The following is a 16,723-nucleotide window of genomic DNA, read 5'->3' as shown; positions in this document are numbered from 1 at the left end:
ACCTCGGCGATTCGGCCCGGTCACCCCGGTGTCACCGGAGGTTCCCCTCGGATCACCGGCGGCGCCAACGGGTGTGGGTCGCCTTTCAGGCGGCCCACCCACCCTCGATCGGTCTATACGCTGCATTTATGTCACCACGGCGTATCGGGGTCATGGGCGGTACCTTCGATCCCATTCATCACGGCCACCTCGTCGCCGCCAGCGAGGTCCAGTCCCGGTTCGGGCTCGACGAAGTGATCTTCGTGCCGACCGGGCAGCCGTGGCAGAAGACCGGCCGCGTGGTCACCCGCGCCGAGGACCGCTACCTGATGACGGTCATCGCGACCGCGTCGAACCCGGTGTTCTCCGTCAGCCGCGTGGACATCGACCGCGGCGGCGAGACGTTCACCGTCGACACCCTGCGGGACCTGCAGCGGGAGTACCCCGAGGACCACCTGTTCTTCATCACCGGCGCCGACGCGCTGGAACAGATCCTGACCTGGCACAACGCCGACGAGCTGTTCACCTACGCGCACTTCATCGGCGTCACGCGGCCCGGCTACCGGCTCAACGACCACCATCTGCCCAGCGGCAAGGTGAGCCTGGTCGAGGTGACCGCGATGGCGATCTCGTCCACCGCGTGCCGCGAGCGCGTCGAGAACTGCGAGCCGATCTGGTACCTGGTGCCGGACGGCGTCGTGCGGTACATCGACAAGCGGAAGCTCTACCGCAAGCCGGAATGAGCCGTCCGCCAGGTACCCTCGGTGAGCCGACAGATGCCCAGCCGTAAGGGAGCAGGAGTGGCAGCGACGTCCCAAGCACATGAGATGGCAACCGTGGCCGCCCACGCGGCGGCCGACAAGAAGGCCACCGATGTCGTGGTGCTGGACGTCTCCGAGCAACTCGTGATCACCGACATCTTCGTGATCGCCTCGGCCCCGAACGAGCGCCAGGTGGGCGCCATCGTCGACGAGGTCGAGGAGAAGCTGCGGCAGGCCGGCCACAAGGCCGTGCGCCGCGAGGGCGCGCGCGAAGGCCGCTGGGTGCTGCTCGACTACGTCGATGTCGTGGTGCATGTCCAGCACGACGAGGAGCGCTCGTTCTACGGCCTCGAACGGTTGTGGAAGGACTGCCCGCGCGTCGAGATCCCGGACCTGTCCGAAGCCGGAGAAGCCCGGTGACCTTCCGGCGCCTCGTGCTGTGGCGGCACGGGGAGACCGACTACAACGCCGCGGGCCGGATGCAGGGGCATCTCGACTCGGCGCTCACAGAGGTCGGCTGGAACCAGGCGCGGTTCGCAGTCCCGGCTCTCGCGCGGTTCGAGCCGGACCTGGTCATCGCGTCCGACCTACGCCGCGCGACGGATACCGCGACCGTGCTCACCGACGCGATCGGCGTGCCGCTGCGTATCGACAAGCGTTTGCGCGAGACCCATCTGGGCGACTGGCAGGGCAAAACCGGGCCCGAGGTCGACGAAGGGTGGCCGGGGGAGCGCGACCGCTGGCGGGTCGACGCGACCTGGGCGCCGCCCGGCGGTGAGTCGCGGGTGGAGGTCGCCGAACGGGCCGGTGAGGTCGTAGCCGACCTGCTGTCCGAAGCCGACCAGCGGGAGACCGTCCTGCTCGCCGCCCACGGCGGCCTCATCACGGCGTTGACGGCGGGCCTGCTCGGGCTGCCGGTCGAAGCGTGGCCGCAACTGGGCGGGATCCGCAACTGCCACTGGGTCGAGCTCGCCCTGCGGACCGGCAAGTGGCGGCTGTACGCCTACAACGCGGGTATGTACGGCTGATCGTGCCCCGGCTGCTCGTCTTCGGCGATTCGCTGAGCTTTCACGGCCCGGACGGCCCCTGTGCCGCCGACGAGCCGCGCCTGTGGCCCAACGTCGCGGCCGCCGCCCTCGGCGGTAATGCGGACCTGGTCGCCGGCTTCGGGTGGACGGCGCGTGACGTGTGGTGGTCCCTGATCGGCGACCCGCGGGTCTGGGCGGACCTGCACCATGTCGACGCGGTGCTGCTGGCGATCGGCAGCATGGACACGCTGCCCTCGCCGCTGCCCACCTACCTGCGCGAAGGACTGCGCTACCTGCGGCCCGACGGCCTGCGCAGGGCCGCCCGCAAGGCGTATCTCGCCGCGCAGCCGCGGCTGGCCGTGGCGCTGCGCGGCCGCCCGACCGTGCTTCCGGCGAAACTGACCGTGCACTATCTCGACACCGCTGTGCGGGCGCTGCGGATCCTCCGGCCGACGCTGCCGATCGTCGGCGTCCTGCCCAGCGTTCACCGGGCTGATTCGTACGGGCGCGTGCACACGGCCCGCGACGGTGCCGCGGCGGCGATGGCGGCGTGGGCGGCGCGGGTCGAGGTGCCGCTGCTCGACCTGCCCGCGCTCGTCGGCGAGCACGTGCTCAGCGGCCGCGGCAATCCCGACGGGATGCACTGGGGCTGGGAAGGGCACGCGTCGGTAGGCAAGGGGATGGCCGCGTTGCTCGGTCCGCTCCTCAGGCCCGACGCCGCGCCGGGCGACACGTAGGCTTGCGGCGTGCCGGTCGCCGTCATCACCGACTCCACCGCTCATCTGCCCGAGGGCTTCGCGGAGCGGTTCGCCATCCGGGTGGTCCCACTACACGTTCTGATCGACGGCGAGGCGGCGCTCGACGGCGTTGACGTCGGGCCGGCGGCGCTCGCGGAAGCCTTGGGGCAGCGGCGAATCGTGACGACGTCGCGGCCGACGCCGGGGGAGTTCGCGACGGCGTTCCGTGCCGCGCTGGACGACGGCGCCGACGCGGTCGTTTCGTTGAACCTGTCGAGCGAGATCTCGGGCACCTGGGAATCGGCGGTACTGGCGGCCCAGGAGGTCGGGCCGGATGTCGTGCGGGTGGTCGACTCGCGCGGCACGGCGATGGGGCTCGGTTTCGCCGCGCTGCATGCCGCCGCGGCCGCCGCGTCCGGTGCGAAGCCCGAGGAGGTCGAGCAGGTGGCGACGGCGGCGGTGCGCTCCTCGAAGACGGTGTTCGTGGTGGAGACGCTCGAATACCTGCGGCGGGGCGGGCGGATCGGTGCGGCGGCGGCCTTGCTCGGGACGGCGCTGGCGGTGAAACCGTTGCTGCACATCGACGACGGGCGGATCGAGCCGCTGGAGAAGGTCCGGACCATGCATCGCGCGGTGGCGCGGCTCGTGGACCTGGCGGAGGAGGCCGCGCGGGGCGAAGCGGTGGAGGTCGCCGTGCACCATCTCGCCTCGGCCGAACGCGCCGCGGAACTGGCGAACAGCCTGGAGGAGCGGCTGTGCATCCCCGGGGGCTGCCTGGTGTCGGAACTGGGCGCGGTCATCGGCGCGCACACCGGACCGGGTGTGATCGGTGTGGTCGTGCAGCGGGAACCGGCTGATCGTTCCTGAGCGGGTTCGGCGCCAGGTTATCCACAGACCCCCAGTTGTCCACACCCGACTCGACTCCCACTGGCCAACCCGGGCCCACCCTCCATAACGTCGATCGCGTGTTCGAACAAACCTTCCCCCAGACACCGGCACCCCAGGCCCGCGACCGGCTCCAGCAGCTCGCCGCCCAGGCGCTGACAGCGGCCCGCGAGCCACCACTCGTGGGCAAGCTCGTCGAGCGCTGGGTGCCGCCCGCACTCACTCGCAGTCCGGCCCGCCGCCGGCTCACCGCGGTGCTCGCGGTGCTGGCCGTCGTGGTGGCCCTGGTCGGCGGCTCCATCCTGCTGCTCGGCGGCGGCCCACCCGCGGAGCAGGCCCCGCTGCTCCCGGCCGCGCGTGATCACCCGCCGACCGTCGCGGCACCGTCGAAGGCGGCCGACAGCTCCCTTGTGGTCAGCGTGGTCGGGAAAGTCCGGTCGCCCGGCCTCGTGACCGTCCCGAGTGGAGCCCGTGTCACCGACGCCCTGAGCGCGGCCGGCGGAGCCCTCGACGGCACCGACATCACCGCGCTCAACCTCGCCAGGAAGCTGACCGACGGAGAGCAGCTCTACGTCGGGGTCGCCCCGCCGCCCGACGGGGCACCGCAGCGAGCCGACGTCCCCACCGCACCGGGAAAACTCAACCTGAACACGGCGTCGGCCGAGCAGCTCGACTCGCTGCCGGGCGTCGGCGAGGTCACCGCGAAACGCATCATCGACTGGCGCACCCAGCACGGGTCGTTCGACTCGATCGACCAGTTGCAGGAGATCGACGGCATCGGCCCGGCGAAGTTCGCGAAGCTGCGTGACCAGGTGACGGTCTGATGCTCGCCGACCCCGAAACCCCGGCGTGGCAAGACTTCCGGCTGGTTCCGCCGGCGCTCGTGCTGTGGCTCGGCGTACTGACCGGACTGCTGTGGAGCTGGTGGGTCGCGCTGGGAGCCGGGCTGGTGTCGGTGGGCGTGGCGTCCTTCTTGCTGTGGCGCTGGCGAGTGACCCGGCCGCGATGGTTCGCAGGAGCGGGTGCGTTGCTGATCGCCGGCCTCGTTCTTGCCGGTCCGCTGACCATCCGGCTGGCCCAGGCCCAGCACGATCCACTGTCCACTTTGGCCGCTCGGGGCGCGACGGTCACCGTGCGGGTCACGGTGGACGAGCGTCCGAAGCCGATCGAGTCCGCCGGCTACGCCGGTCAGCAGGCGGGCGCCCGCTCGGTCGTCATCGCGGCGACGGTCGACCAGGCCGAGGCGGCGGGAAAACCCGTCGCCACCCGAGGGCGTGTGGTGCTGCTCGCGCCGTTCCAGTCGTGGTCGAGTCTGTTGCCCGCGCAGGACGTGACCGCGACCGGTTCCCTTGCGCTGCCTCGTGACGCCGACCTGACAGTCGCGGTCGTCTACGTCCGTGGGCCGCCGGTCGCCGCCACGAAGCCGCCGTGGTGGCAGCGAGCGGCCGCCTCCACCCGAGAGGCGCTTCGGCAGGCCTGTTCGGTGCTGTCTCCGGACGCGGCGGGGCTCTTGCCCGGGCTGGTCGTCGGTGACACCAGCGGTGTATCGCCACAGGTTCAGCGTGAGTTCAAGGACGCCGGGTTGTCGCACCTGATGGCGGTCAGTGGCAGCAATCTCGCGGTCGTCGCTGGAGCGGTCCTGCTGCTCCTCCGGGCACTGCGGCTCGGACCGAGACTGTCCGCGGCGGTGGCCGGGCTGGCCCTCGTCGGTTTCGTGATCCTCACCGGGGGCGAGCCGAGTGTGCTCAGGGCCGGGGTGATGGGTGCGGTCGCTCTCCTGGCTCTGGCGCTGGGGCGGAAACGGTCCGTGCTACCCGCCTTGGCGGCGGCGGTGTGCGTCCTGGTGGTCTACGACCCGGCGATGGCGGTGAACTTCGGCTTCGCGTTGTCGGTGGTCGCCACGGCCGGGCTCGTGCTGCTGGCACCGCGCTGGGTCGACGCGATGACCAGGCGGGGCGTGCCGCCGGGGCTCGCCGAGGGGCTGGCCATCCCGCTGGCCGCCTTCCTGGTGACCGCGCCGGTCATCGCCGGGATGGCGGGCCAGGTCAGCGTGGTGTCGATCGCGGCCAACGTGCTGGCCGCACCGGTGGTCGCCCCGGCAACGGTACTGGGGGTGGTGACCGCCGTGCTGGCCACGTTCTGGCCTGCCGCGGCCCACGTGCCCGCGCTCGCGGCGGGACCCGAGGCGCATTGGCTGCTGATCGTCGCCCGGCATGCGTCGCGTGTCCCGGGCGCGGTACTGCCGTGGCCGGACGGCTGGTGGGGCGGGCTGCTGGCGCTCGCGGCGGTGATCGTGCTGATCGTCGTGCTCCGGCGGCCCCGGTTGCGGATGGGGGTCGCACTCGCGCTGGTGTGCGTGCTGCTGGTCGTGGTGCCGGCCCGGGTGATCGCGCCGGGCTGGCCGCCTGCCGGGTGGGCGATGGTCGCGTGCGACGTCGGCCAGGGTGACGCGGAAGTGCTGTCCATGACCGAACCCGGGCGGGCGATCGTCGTGGACACCGGGCCCGAGCCCGGGCCGGTCGACGAATGCCTGGCACGGCTGGGTGTCGATCGGGTGCCGCTGGTCGTGCTGAGCCACCTGCACGCCGACCACATCAGCGGCCTCGACTCCGTGTTCGACGGTCGTTCCGTCGGTGCGGTGGGCGTCGGGCCCGGGCGCATGCCGGCGTGGGCGTGGCAGCAGGTGGCGCAGGTCGCGGCACGACACGGCGTGCCGCTGCTGGAACTGGAACTCGGCCAGCGACTCGACTGGCCGGGACTAACCCTGGAGGTGATCGGACCGCGCTACGTCAGCCCACGGCAGGATGACGACGACGCGGATGGCACGAACATCAACAACGCCTCGATCGTGCTGCGCGCGTTCACGCCGGCCGGGCGTGTCCTGCTCACCGGCGACGTCGAACTACTCGCACAGGCCGATCTGCTCGACAGCGGAACCGATCTGCACGCGGAGGTATTGAAAGTGCCACACCACGGAAGCCGCTTCTCCAACCCGCGGTTCCTGGCCGAGGTGGCTCCCCGGCTCGCACTCATCAGCGTCGGCGCGGGCAACAGCTACGGCCATCCGAGCAAGTCCACTGTGGACGCGCTCACGGCCGATGGTGCGCTGGTCACCCGCACCGACACCGACGGCGACGTGGCGGTCACCACCGACAAGGGAGAACCGGCGGTGGTGCGTAAGGGAAAGTGACTCAGCCCTCGAGCGCCTGGCGCACCGCGTCGACCGACGGCGGGACCGTCGCCTTCGGACCGATCCGGCCTTCGACCGCGTCGAGCGTCTTCAGGCCGTCACCGGTGATGAGCAGGACGGTCTCGGCATCCGGGTCCAGCTTGCCGGTCTCGATGAGCTTCTTCGCCGTCGCCACGGTGACGCCGCCGGCGGTCTCGGTGAAGATGCCCTCGGTGCGGGCCAGCAGCCGGATGCCCTCGACGATCTCCTCGTCGGAGACGTCCTCGATGGCGCCGCCGGTGCGGTTGACGACATCCAGCACGTAGGGGCCGTCCGCCGGGTTTCCGATGGCGAGCGAGCGGGCGATGGTGTCTGGCTTTACCGGCTGGACCACGTCATGGCCGTTGCGGAACGCGGTGGACACGGGGGAACAGCCGGTGGCCTGCGCGCCGAACACCTTGTACGGGGTCTCTTCGACCAGGCCGAGCTTGCCGAACTCGCGGAAGCCCTTGTCCACCTTGGTCAGCTGCGAACCGGAGGCGATCGGCACCACGATCTGCTCCGGCAGCCGCCAGCCCAGCTGCTCGGCGACCTCGAAACCGAGCGTTTTCGAGCCCTCGGAGTAGTACGGCCGGACGTTGACGTTCACGAACGCCCACGTCTCGTGCTCGGCGGCGAGCTGGGTCGCAAGCCGGTTGACGTCGTCGTAGTTGCCGTCGACGGCGATCAGGTTGCCGTCGTACACGGCGGTGGTGAGGATCTTCGCGCGTTCGAGAGAGGAGGGAATGAGCACGACCGACTGCCAGCCCGCCCGGGCGGCGGCCGCGGCGACGGCGTTGGCGAGGTTGCCCGTCGAGGGACAGGCGAGCGTGTCGAAGCCGAACTCGCGGGCCGCGGCGAGCGCGACGGCGACCACGCGGTCCTTGAACGAGTGGGTGGGGTTGCCGGTGTCGTCCTTGACCCAGACCCGCTTGAGGCCCAGCGCCTTGGCGAGCCGGTCGGCGCGCACCAGGCGGGTGCCGCCGGGCTCGGTGTTCGGGATCTCTTCGACGTTCGAGGGCACCGGCAGCAGCTTCTTGTAGCGCCAGATGCTGCGCGGCCCGGCCTCGATGTCCTCGCGGCGGACACGGCCGAAGTCGTAGGCGACCTCGAGCGGCGAGAAGTCCTCGGCGGAGACGAACTCGGGGGCCAGCGGCTGGCGGTGCCCCTCCTCCTTGGAGACCAGCTCCACGGCGGGACCCAGGTCCAGGGTGTGCTTGGTGGGACGGAGGGCTGCAGTCATCGCGAGGTCCTTTCCTCATCTGTCCCGCTGGCGCGGGCCGGAATTGGCACCGTGATCGCCAGCTACCTCGCGGAATCGAGATGACAGGCTGACGCCGGTTGCCGGGGCTTCAACGGGCCGTTCCCTCTGCCCCTCTGGATGAGCGGTATTCGGTTGTCGGCGTGCCACTGAGAGCAACGCAGCTGTAACAAACATACGACACGGGTCGTGGTCCACGCCATGCCCCTGCGGGCTTCGTCACCGTGGCAGGATCGTGGGGTGACCGCGCCAGCCACCACCACGTCGCCGCTGCACCTCGTCCTGGGCGAGGAAGAGCTGCTCGTCGAGCGGGCCGTCCGGGCCGCGCTGGACTCGGCGCGGCTGGTCGACCCGGCCGCCGACATGACCCGCGTCCGCGTGTCCGATTTGACCCCGCCTGCCCTGGCCGAGCTGGTGAGCCCCTCACTGTTCAGCGAGGGGCGGGTCGTCGTGCTCGACGCCGCACAGGACATCTCGCAGGAGCTCGCGGATGCGGTGATGTCTTACGTGAAGTCGCCCGCCGACGGGGTCGTGCTGGTCGTCGTGCACACCGGTGGCGGCCGGAGCAAGGCGGCCAAAGCACTGCCGGCCGCGCTGCGCAAGGCCGGCGCCCAGATCACCGACTGCCCCAAGATCACCAAGCTCGCCGAGCGGGAAGCGTTCGTGCGCAACGAGATCCGGCAGGCCGGCGGCCGGATCGACGCGGCCGCGGTCGCCGCGCTCATCGACGCGGTCGGCTCGAACCTGCGCGAGCTGGCGTCCGCCGCGGCACAGCTCGTCGCCGACTCCGGCGGCAAGGTCGACCAGGACGCCGTGCGCCGCTACCACCGCGGGCGGGCCGACGTGACCGGCTTCGCGGTGGCCGAGAATGCCGTCGCCGGCGATCGCTCCGCCGCGCTCGAATCGATGCGCTGGGCCGAGCAGATCGGCGTCCCGCACGTGCTGGTGGCCGACGCGCTCGCCGATGCCGTCCGGACCATCGCGCGGGTGTCGGCGGCCGGCCGCGGCAACCCGAACCAGATGGCGGGCGAGCTGGGGATGCCGCCATGGAAGATCCGCAAGGCACAGGGCCAGGCGCGCGGCTGGGGCGCGGCCGGCCTGAACAAGGCGATGGCGATCGTGGCCCGGGTGAACGCCGAGGTCAAAGGTGCGGCCGCCGACCCTTCGTACGCGCTGGAACGAGCGATCCTCGACCTCGCCGACGCCCGCGACCTCCGCTGACGCCGCCGCCGGCGTTTGCGGCCCCTCGCCGACGGCAGTGCCCCTCGCTGACGTCGCTGTCGGCGATTGGGACCCGCGCCGACGCTCGTGACCCTCGCTGACGCCGTCGGTGGCGGTCGTGGCCGCGCGCCGGGCCGTCAACGCGGCCTCGGGAGCAGGCGGGGGCGCGACAGGGACGGGAGCAGGCCGGAGACAAGAAGGGAAACAGGCCGGAGCGCAAAAGCGGCTTCGGAGCAGGCCGGCGCACAAAAGGAGCAGGCCAGGCACAAAAAGCGCTTCGGGGCAGGTCGAGCCACAAAAGGAGCAGGCCGGAGCACATAAAGGGATCAGGCCGGGCACAAAAAAGAAACCCGCCGCGGGTGCGGCGGGTTTCCGGGGAACTACGAGCGAGCTCAGAGCTCGTTCGCGCGCTTCGCCATCGCGGACTTCTTGTTGGCGGCCTGGTTCGCGTGGATGACACCCTTGCTGGCGGCCTTGTCCAGCTTCTTCGCGGCGGCGCGCTGCAGCTCGATCGCCTGGTCCTTGTCGCCGGCCTCGGCGGCCTCGCGGAACTTGCGGATCGCGGTCTTCACCGAGGACTTGATCGACTGGTTGCGCTGGCGAGCCTTCTCGTTCGTCTTGATGCGCTTGATCTGGGACTTGATGTTGGCCACGCGGGCGCTCCTTGATCGTTTCGGCGGGTTCGCTGCCGCGTTTCGGTGGCCCCGGCGGACCGGGCTTCCTCCCTGGCGGAATGCCACACGGCAACGACCAAAAAGGCTACCAGTCGCGATTCCGGCCCCGCGCGGCGCCCGGCCTCAGGGACGCACGGCACGCAACTCCGCCGCGGTCGAGCCGAAACCCGGCGGATCCCAGGTCCACGTCTGCAGATCCGTGAACCCGGCCGCGGTGACCTCGGCGGCCAGCTCGTGTCTCGGCACCGGAAGCCATCGTTCGTGCGCCGACAACACCAGCCGGCCGCCGGGGCGAAGTACGCGGCGCAGCTCGGCGAAGCCGGCGGCCCGGTCTTCCCACAGTTGCACGTTGTTCACGCTCAGCACGACATCGACCGACTCGTCCGGCTGCCCGGTCCGCTCGGCGGTGCCGAGCCGCAGCTCGGCCTCGGGACAACGGCCGTGCGACAGCGCGAGCATCTCCTCCGACGGGTCGACACCGATGACCGTGCGTCCCTCGCCTGCCGCCGTCGCCAGCCCGACCCCGGGACCAGGGCCGATCACTAGCACGGTCTCACCCGGAGTGAGCCGCGCCACGTGCACCACATGCCGCTCGGTCGCGGCGTTGCCCGCCGCCATCACGGCGCCGCCGATTCTGCCGAGCAGCCCGCGCGGATGGCCGAAGGTCCGGTCCAGCACCTGGGTATATGCACTGCTCATACCTCCAGATCAGCACGGGCACGGTGATCCGGCATCGGGGATGACCCGGAAATCACCCGGCCGCGCGCATGGGACACTGGAGGGGACCCCGAGAAGGAGCCAAGAGTTCAGTGACGTTCGCCGACACCACGTTCACGCCACCGGAGCTGATCCGGAACTTCTGCATCATCGCGCACATCGACCACGGCAAGTCCACCCTGGCCGACCGCATGCTGCAGCTCACCGGCGTGGTCGAGGAACGGGCCATGCGCGCGCAGTACCTCGACCGGATGGACATCGAGCGTGAGCGCGGCATCACGATCAAGGCGCAGAACGTGCGCCTGCCGTGGCAGTCCGGGGGGCAGGACCATGTGCTGCACCTGATCGACACGCCCGGCCACGTGGACTTCACCTACGAGGTCTCGCGGGCGCTCGAGGCGTGCGAGGGCGCGATCCTGCTGGTCGACGCCGCGCAGGGGATCGAGGCGCAGACCCTGGCCAACCTGTACCTCGCGCTCGACAAGGACCTGCACGTCATCCCGGTCCTGAACAAGATCGACCTGCCCGCGGCCGACCCGGACAAGTACGCGGCGGAGCTCGCGCACATCATCGGCTGCGAGCCGACCGACGTGCTGCGCGTGTCGGCGAAGACCGGGCAGGGCGTGCGTGAGCTGCTCGACGAGGTCGTCCGGCAGGTGCCGCCGCCGCAGGGGGAGGCGAACGCGCCGGCCCGGGCGATGATCTTCGACTCCGTGTACGACACCTACCGCGGCGTCGTCACCTACATCCGCGTCGTGGACGGGCAGATCACCCCGCGCGAGCGGATCCGGATGATGTCCACCGGCGCCACCCACGAGCTGCTCGAGGTCGGCATCATCTCGCCGGAACCCAAGCCCAGCAAGGGACTCGGCGTCGGCGAGGTGGGTTACCTGATCACCGGCGTGAAGGACGTCCGGCAGTCCAGGGTCGGTGACACGGTGACGTCCGAACGCAAGGGCGCGACCGAGCCGCTGACGGGGTACCGCGAGCCGAAGCCGATGGTCTACTCGGGGCTGTACCCGGTGGACGGTTCGGACTACCCGGAACTGCGTGAGGCGCTGGAGAAGTTGCAGCTCAACGACGCCGCGCTGACGTTCGAGCCGGAAACGTCGGTGGCGCTGGGCTTCGGCTTCCGCTGTGGCTTCCTCGGGCTGCTGCACCTGGAGATCACCCGGGACCGGCTGGAACGCGAGTTCGGGCTGGACCTGATCTCGACCGCGCCGAACGTGGTGTACCGGGTGGTGCTCGAAGACCACAGCGAGCACACCGTGACCAACCCGTCGGACTGGCCGACCGGGTACAAGATCGCCGACGTGCACGAGCCGCTCTCGAAGGTCACGGTGATCGCGCCGGCCGAGTTCATCGGGGCGATCATGGAGCTGTGCCAGGGCAAGCGCGGTCAGCTGCTGGGCATGGACTACCTGTCCGAGGACCGGGTGGAACTGCGCTACCACCTGCCGCTCGCGGAGATCATCTTCGATTTCTTCGACTCGCTGAAGTCCCGCACCCGTGGCTACGCCTCACTCGACTACGAGGATGCCGGCGACCAGATCGCCGACCTGGTCAAGGTGGACATCCTGCTGCAGGGCGAGCCGGTCGACGCGTTCTCCGCGATCGTGCACAAGGACGCGGCGTCCGCCTACGGCAACAGGATGACCACCCGGCTGCGGGAGCTGATCCCGCGCCAGCAGTTCGAGGTGCCGATCCAGGCCGCCGTCGGCTCGCGGATCATCGCGCGCGAGACGATCCGCGCCATCCGCAAGGACGTCCTCGCCAAGTGCTACGGCGGTGACATCTCGCGGAAGCGGAAGCTGCTGGAGAAGCAGAAGGAAGGCAAGAAGCGGATGAAGAACATCGGGCGGGTCGAGGTCCCGCAGGAGGCCTTCGTCGCGGCGCTGTCCACCACCGAGCCCGCCGACAAGGGCAAGAAGAAGTAGCTCAGTTGCCGTAAACCCGTTGCGCGGCAAGGAAAACCGCGCAGCGGCGTTCGGCGGCCATCACCCGGTCGTATTCGGCCCAGTCGTCGTGCGTGCCCGTCGCGGCGATGAACACGTCGCGCAGCAGGCGGGGGAGACCGGCCGGGTCGAAGGCCGGATCCGGGTCGTCGGGCCCGATCAGCCGCACCGGGCCCTGGACCGAAGCCCATTCCCAGCCGCGGCGGAACACGATCGTGCCGTTGGCGCGCTCGCGCAGCAGGGCCAGCTTGCGCGTGCCGCCGCGGGCGACGAAGCCGACGCCCGGGGTGCCGGTCACCGGATCGTCGATGAGCCCGGCGTTCACGACCGACGAGTGCACGGTGCCGTCGGCGCGTGCGACGGAGATGGTGGCGAGCCCGTGTTCGGCGAGGGCGAGCTTGCCCACGCGGGAAAGATCTGCCATGCCCCGACCGTAGCGCGAAAACTCAACCGGCGATCGGCAGCGCCGCGGCCTTCGTGCGCCGGGCCTTGCGCTTGCGCGTCACGTCGGTGGTGAAGTAGCCGATCAGCTCGGCGAGCGTCGACGGGTCGTCCAGCTGCGGGCAGTGCCCCCAGTCCTCGCGGATGAGCAGGCGGCTGTGCGGCACCAGGGAATGCAGGCGCCGCCCCGAGTTCGCGGTGACCAGCCGGTCCTTGCCGCACGCCACGACGAGCAGCGGGGTCGTGATGTCGTCGATCCCGTCATACGCCTGGGAGAGCTCCTCGACGAGCTGCCGCGCCTGGTCCAGACGTGTCGTGGCCGAGCGGTAGTCGGGAAAGAGGTCGATGAAGCGGCGCACGTGTTCGTCGGCCGCGACAGCGCGGTCGGCGTACAGCAGGCGCGGCACGACGTACTCGGCGACGCCGCGCACGACGAAGTCCGGTACCGGCAGGGGCAGCGAAGCCCACAGTCGCAACGGGTACGTGCCGATCGCGCGGATGAGCCACGAGTCGACGAAGCCGGGCGCGGCGATCGAGACGACGCCGGCGATCGGGCGCCGGGCGGTGTGCGCGGCGCGCAGGCCCATCGTGCCGCCGAGCGAGTTGCCGGCCAGCACGACCTTGCCGTGTTTCGTCTGCTCTTCGAGCACCGCGTCGACGAACAGGTCGAGCTGGGGGAGCATCGGGCCGGCGCGCAGCGGGTCGGCCTCCCCGAAGCCCGGCAGGTCGACCGCGACCGCGGAGATCCCGGATTCGGCGAGCTGTTCGAGGACCGGGCGCCAGGTGTCGGCGCTGTCGCAGTAACCGTGGAGGAGGACCAGCCTGGGAGCACCGCGGGTGAGCCGCTTCGGGCCGACTTCGAGCACGCGCGTGCGGACGCCGGCGTAGCTGCGTTCGCCGGCCCGGATCAGCTCCGGGCCGGCGAACAACGCCGGGGTCTCGGGCCGCGCCCGCTCCATTGCGGTCATGTCTCCAGATTAGCGAAGAGATCTCATGTTCTTCGGTCAAACCGTGGGTCACAAACACGTGTCGGCCTGATGTCGGCACCGCGTCTGTGCAGCTCAGGGCATGAATTCGTGGTGTTAGCGAGTGAAAACGATTTTTCCCGCGGTGTGTCCGGCCGCCATGTCCCGGATGCCTTTTTCGGCATCGGTGAGCGGCAGTTCGGCGCCGATCTGGGGCTTGATCCCGGCCAGGTCGACGTACTCCAGCAGGCTCGCCAGCTCGTCGCGGGTGCCCATGGTCGACCCGACGACACGCAGCTGCAGGAAGAACACCCGCTGCAGGTCTGCGCTCGGGTCGGGGCCGCTGGTCGAGCCGGACACGACGACGATCCCGCCCGGCTTGAGCGACTTCAGGGAATGACCCCAGGTCGCCTTGCCGACCGTCTCGAACACCGCGTCCACCCGTTCGGGGAGCCGCGCGCCCGACTCGAACGTCTGGTGGGCGCCGAGCTGCTCCGCCAGCGCTCGCTTTTCCTCACTGCGGCCGGTCACCCACACGCGGAACCCGGCCGCGCGGCCGAGCTGCACGAGCGCCGTCGACACGCCGCCGGAGGCGCCCTGCACGAGCATCGTCTGGCCGGGGCGAAGGCCCGATTTCACGAACAGCATCCGGTACGCGGTCAGCCACGCGGTGCCCATCGTCGCGGCTTCGGTGAAAGACAGGCCGGCGGGCTTGGGGACGGCGTTGCGCGCGGGCACGACCACCTGGTCGGCGAAGGTGCCCTGGTACTTCTCGGTCAGCAGGGTGCGCTTCGGGTCGAGCGTGTCGTCGCCCTGCCAGCCAGGCGCGTTGACCACGGAGTGCAGCACGACCTCGGTGCCGTCTTCGAGCACCCCGGCGCCGTCGCAGCCCAGGATCATCGGGAACTGCTCGGCCTTGATGCCCACTCCGCGCAGGGTCCAGATGTCGTGCATGTTGAGGCTGGCCGCGCGGACCGTGACCTTCACCCAACCGTCCGGCACCTCGGGCTCGGGGCGCTCGCCGACGACGAGGGAGTCCAGGGGGTTGTCGTAGTTGGCTTCTTTGGCATACACGGCGAACATGCCAGCAAACTACCTCGCGGCATCCCGCGTAGGCTGTGACTGTGTTCGCAGGACTGGGCAACTGGTGGGACCAGGCGGAGCTGTGGCTGGCGCAGCTGTGGTTCCCGCTGCAGTTCGTCCTGGCCATCGTGGTCCTGGCGCCGCTGTGCGTGGGCGCGGCGTGGCTGATCGACCGGATCGTGGACCGCGTCGCGGCCTGGTTGCGACCGTCCCGTGACGAGGACTGTCCACGCCAGTCCTAGAGTTGCGCGGGTGTCAAGCAGACGGCGGATCACGGTTGCGCTGATCGGGCTCCTGGTGCTCGTGGCGGGCGGCTGGCTGATCAAGGATCTCGGCAGCGGTGGCAGCAGCAGCGCCGGTTCCGGGATGGCGACGAAGGCGCTGTCCACGTTGCCGGCCGAGGCGAGTCAGACCTGGCGGCTGATCCAGCGCGACGGTCCGTTTCCCTATCCGCGCAATGACGGGGTCGTGTTCGACAATCGTGAGAAACGGCTGCCGGACGAGCAACGCGGTTACTACCATGAGTACACGGTGCCCACGCCCGGCAGCGCGGACCGTGGCCCGCGGCGGCTGATCACCGGCGGGGGACACGAGCTGTACTACACCGGTGACCATTACGCGTCCTTCGTCGTCGTCGATCCCTCCAGATAGCAAGTTGAAGGCCATGGAGCACATCAGCAACAAGACCATCGCCGACCAGGCGCGCGCCCGCGGCGCCTACTCGCACGTGATCGCGGGCCACCCGGTCGACAAACTGTCCACATTGGACGCCATCGCGGCGGCGCTGTCGTTCCCGGAGTGGTTCGGCCGGAACCTCGACGCGCTCTACGACGGTCTCACCGACCTGTCCTGGCTGCCCAGCGGGGAACACGTGCTCATCTGGAGCGGCTCGGACGAGCTGAAGGCGGCGGACCCGCGGGCGTACCTGGCGATCCGGAGCGTGCTGTCGGACGCCGAGCGCGCCCTGGCGCCGGGCGGCGACCGTGCTGACAGCCGCCGCCTGACACTGGCGCTTTCCGACGCCGACTAGTCGGCCGGCACCCAGTTCGGTGTGCGCTTCTGCGCGAAGGCGACGATGCCCTCCTGGCCTTCTTCGCTCGCGAAGAACTGGGCGGACAGGGCGTTCATCGCGTTGAACCCGGCCGACGGGGTGGGCGGCTTCGGGCTCGCCAGCAGTTCCTTCGTCGCGGCCAGCGCGTTCGGGCCGCCGAGTGCGAGCGCGCGGACGTAGTGAGCCACCTCGTCATCGAGCTTCTCGACGTCCACCGCGGCGGTGATCAGGCCGATCTCGGCGGCGCGGGCGGAGTCGAACGTCTCGCCGGTGAGGAACAGTTCCTGCGCGGCGCGCGGGGTGATGCGGGGGAGCACGACGAGCGAGATCACCGCGGGGACGACGCCGATCCGGACCTCGGAGAACGCGAACGTGGCTTCCTTCGCGGCGACCACGATGTCGCACGCGGCGACCATCCCGACGCCACCGGCCCGCGCCGGGCCGGTGAGCCGCGCGACCACCGGCTTGGGGCTGTTCCAGATCTGTTGCAGGATCTCGGGAAACTCGTTGACACCCTGGTCACCCGCGCCCGCGCCGCGGGCCTCCTTCAGGTCCATACCGGCGCAGAACACCGGCCCCGTGTGGGTGAGCACGATGACCCGCACGGTGTGGTCGCCATGGGCCTTCGCCAGGGACGCGCGCAGCTCGCGGCGCAGCTGGGCGGACAGCGCGTTGCGGTTGTGCGGCGAGTCCAAGGTGATCGTCGCGGTACCGCTCGACATCGAGTAGTGCACCAGTTCGTCAGCCATGGCCGTCA

Annotated in this window: 19 protein-coding genes and 1 riboswitch; of the genes, 12 read left to right on the top strand and 7 right to left on the bottom strand. The window is 70.4% G+C overall.

Annotated features, from left to right (window positions below; all coding sequences use genetic code 11):
- The first annotated feature begins 128 nt into the window (after positions 1-128).
- The 7 genes from nadD to LOZ83_RS23595 all read left to right on the top strand — a co-directional run bounded on the left by nadD (position 129) and on the right by LOZ83_RS23595 (position 6,580).
- Entirely contained in the window at positions 129-722 is a 594-nt protein-coding gene (nadD, locus tag LOZ83_RS23625) for a nicotinate-nucleotide adenylyltransferase (RefSeq protein WP_255824867.1), read from the top strand.
- A gap of 57 nt (positions 723-779) precedes the next feature.
- Positions 780-1,160 carry a ribosome silencing factor gene (gene rsfS / locus LOZ83_RS23620; protein WP_236793647.1) on the top strand — a complete coding sequence of 127 codons (381 nt, stop codon included), beginning with the start codon at positions 780-782 and terminating at the stop codon, positions 1,158-1,160.
- Positions 1,157-1,768, top strand: a complete 612-nt coding sequence (locus LOZ83_RS23615; protein WP_236793645.1) for a histidine phosphatase family protein — start codon at positions 1,157-1,159, stop codon at positions 1,766-1,768. Before rsfS ends, LOZ83_RS23615 begins: the two co-directional genes overlap by 4 nt.
- Positions 1,768-2,505: a diglucosylglycerate octanoyltransferase gene (octT, locus tag LOZ83_RS23610; protein ID WP_236794336.1), complete on the top strand. Its 738-nt coding sequence runs from the start codon at positions 1,768-1,770 to the stop codon at positions 2,503-2,505. Before LOZ83_RS23615 ends, octT begins: the two co-directional genes overlap by 1 nt.
- A gap of 9 nt (positions 2,506-2,514) precedes the next feature.
- Positions 2,515-3,372, top strand: a complete 858-nt coding sequence (locus LOZ83_RS23605) for a DegV family protein (protein WP_236793643.1) — start codon at positions 2,515-2,517, stop codon at positions 3,370-3,372.
- 98 nt (positions 3,373-3,470) lie between these two features.
- A complete protein-coding gene (locus LOZ83_RS23600) occupies positions 3,471-4,214 on the top strand; it encodes a ComEA family DNA-binding protein (RefSeq protein WP_236793641.1) in 744 nt (247 codons plus the stop codon).
- A complete protein-coding gene (locus LOZ83_RS23595; RefSeq protein WP_236793639.1) occupies positions 4,214-6,580 on the top strand; it encodes a ComEC/Rec2 family competence protein in 2,367 nt (788 codons plus the stop codon). Before LOZ83_RS23600 ends, LOZ83_RS23595 begins: the two co-directional genes overlap by 1 nt.
- Position 6,581: 1 nt before the next feature.
- On the opposite strand, the gene thrC is transcribed toward LOZ83_RS23595, so the two are convergent.
- Positions 6,582-7,841 (bottom strand): threonine synthase, encoded by a 1,260-nt coding sequence (thrC, locus tag LOZ83_RS23590; protein ID WP_236793637.1) that lies wholly within the window; start codon positions 7,839-7,841, stop codon positions 6,582-6,584.
- A gap of 12 nt (positions 7,842-7,853) precedes the next feature.
- Positions 7,854-7,986: riboswitch (SAM riboswitch) on the bottom strand.
- A 113-nt stretch (positions 7,987-8,099) separates the two neighbouring features.
- Between thrC and holA the strand changes: the two genes are divergently transcribed.
- Entirely contained in the window at positions 8,100-9,080 is a 981-nt protein-coding gene (gene holA, locus LOZ83_RS23585) for a DNA polymerase III subunit delta (protein WP_236793635.1), read from the top strand.
- A 392-nt stretch (positions 9,081-9,472) separates the two neighbouring features.
- Here the strand turns inward: holA and rpsT are convergent, their stop codons facing one another.
- Positions 9,473-9,733: a 30S ribosomal protein S20 gene (gene rpsT / locus LOZ83_RS23580; RefSeq protein WP_236793633.1), complete on the bottom strand. Its 261-nt coding sequence runs from the start codon at positions 9,731-9,733 to the stop codon at positions 9,473-9,475.
- A 144-nt stretch (positions 9,734-9,877) separates the two neighbouring features.
- On the bottom strand, positions 9,878-10,453 hold the full coding sequence (locus tag LOZ83_RS23575) for a class I SAM-dependent methyltransferase (protein ID WP_236793631.1): 576 nt from the start codon (positions 10,451-10,453) through the stop codon (positions 9,878-9,880).
- Between the two features lie 110 nt (positions 10,454-10,563).
- Here LOZ83_RS23575 and lepA point away from each other — a divergent pair, with 110 nt between their 5' ends.
- Positions 10,564-12,408: a translation elongation factor 4 gene (gene lepA / locus LOZ83_RS23570; protein WP_236793629.1), complete on the top strand. Its 1,845-nt coding sequence runs from the start codon at positions 10,564-10,566 to the stop codon at positions 12,406-12,408.
- A 1-nt stretch (position 12,409) separates the two neighbouring features.
- On the opposite strand, the gene LOZ83_RS23565 is transcribed toward lepA, so the two are convergent.
- The 3 genes from LOZ83_RS23565 to LOZ83_RS23555 form a co-directional block, all read right to left on the bottom strand.
- Entirely contained in the window at positions 12,410-12,850 is a 441-nt protein-coding gene (locus LOZ83_RS23565; protein WP_236793627.1) for a pyridoxamine 5'-phosphate oxidase, read from the bottom strand.
- Between the two features lie 22 nt (positions 12,851-12,872).
- A complete protein-coding gene (locus LOZ83_RS23560; protein WP_236793625.1) occupies positions 12,873-13,835 on the bottom strand; it encodes an alpha/beta hydrolase in 963 nt (320 codons plus the stop codon).
- Between the two features lie 114 nt (positions 13,836-13,949).
- Positions 13,950-14,915, bottom strand: coding sequence for a zinc-binding dehydrogenase (locus LOZ83_RS23555; RefSeq protein WP_236793624.1), 966 nt, complete (start codon positions 14,913-14,915; stop codon positions 13,950-13,952).
- A gap of 41 nt (positions 14,916-14,956) precedes the next feature.
- Between LOZ83_RS23555 and LOZ83_RS23550 the strand changes: the two genes are divergently transcribed.
- From LOZ83_RS23550 to LOZ83_RS23540, 3 genes are read left to right on the top strand one after another with little or no spacing between them, the layout of a single operon-like run.
- Positions 14,957-15,157, top strand: a complete 201-nt coding sequence (locus LOZ83_RS23550; RefSeq protein WP_236793622.1) for a hypothetical protein — start codon at positions 14,957-14,959, stop codon at positions 15,155-15,157.
- Between the two features lie 10 nt (positions 15,158-15,167).
- Positions 15,168-15,566 carry a ribonuclease domain-containing protein gene (locus LOZ83_RS23545; RefSeq protein ID WP_236793620.1) on the top strand — a complete coding sequence of 133 codons (399 nt, stop codon included), beginning with the start codon at positions 15,168-15,170 and terminating at the stop codon, positions 15,564-15,566.
- A 13-nt stretch (positions 15,567-15,579) separates the two neighbouring features.
- A complete protein-coding gene (locus LOZ83_RS23540) occupies positions 15,580-15,945 on the top strand; it encodes a barstar family protein (RefSeq protein ID WP_236793618.1) in 366 nt (121 codons plus the stop codon).
- Here the strand turns inward: LOZ83_RS23540 and LOZ83_RS23535 are convergent.
- Positions 15,942-16,715: an enoyl-CoA hydratase family protein gene (locus tag LOZ83_RS23535; RefSeq protein WP_236793616.1), complete on the bottom strand. Its 774-nt coding sequence runs from the start codon at positions 16,713-16,715 to the stop codon at positions 15,942-15,944. The two genes, LOZ83_RS23540 and LOZ83_RS23535, sit on opposite strands and share 4 nt — an antisense overlap.
- Positions 16,716-16,723: the final 8 nt, after the last annotated feature.

Source organism: Amycolatopsis sp. GM8 (genome assembly GCF_021653975.1).
Lineage (GTDB): Bacteria > Actinomycetota > Actinomycetes > Mycobacteriales > Pseudonocardiaceae > Amycolatopsis_E.
Note: the sequence above shows the minus strand (reverse complement) of the source record. Positions and strands in the feature narration are given on the sequence as shown.

What these genes read in the sequence shown, in the direction of transcription:
- thrC (WP_236793637.1), bottom strand. Translation starts at nt 7,841, where the DNA reads ATGACTGCAGCCCTCCGTCCCACCAAGCACACCCTGGACCTGGGTCCC.
- LOZ83_RS23595 (WP_236793639.1), top strand. Translation starts at nt 4,214, where the DNA reads ATGCTCGCCGACCCCGAAACCCCGGCGTGGCAAGACTTCCGGCTGGTT.
- LOZ83_RS23555 (WP_236793624.1), bottom strand. Translation starts at nt 14,915, where the DNA reads ATGTTCGCCGTGTATGCCAAAGAAGCCAACTACGACAACCCCCTGGAC.
- nadD (WP_255824867.1), top strand. Translation starts at nt 129, where the DNA reads ATGTCACCACGGCGTATCGGGGTCATGGGCGGTACCTTCGATCCCATT.
- LOZ83_RS23560 (WP_236793625.1), bottom strand. Translation starts at nt 13,835, where the DNA reads ATGACCGCAATGGAGCGGGCGCGGCCCGAGACCCCGGCGTTGTTCGCC.
- LOZ83_RS23565 (WP_236793627.1), bottom strand. Translation starts at nt 12,850, where the DNA reads ATGGCAGATCTTTCCCGCGTGGGCAAGCTCGCCCTCGCCGAACACGGG.
- LOZ83_RS23540 (WP_236793618.1), top strand. Translation starts at nt 15,580, where the DNA reads ATGGAGCACATCAGCAACAAGACCATCGCCGACCAGGCGCGCGCCCGC.
- LOZ83_RS23535 (WP_236793616.1), bottom strand. Translation starts at nt 16,715, where the DNA reads ATGGCTGACGAACTGGTGCACTACTCGATGTCGAGCGGTACCGCGACG.
- LOZ83_RS23575 (WP_236793631.1), bottom strand. Translation starts at nt 10,453, where the DNA reads ATGAGCAGTGCATATACCCAGGTGCTGGACCGGACCTTCGGCCATCCG.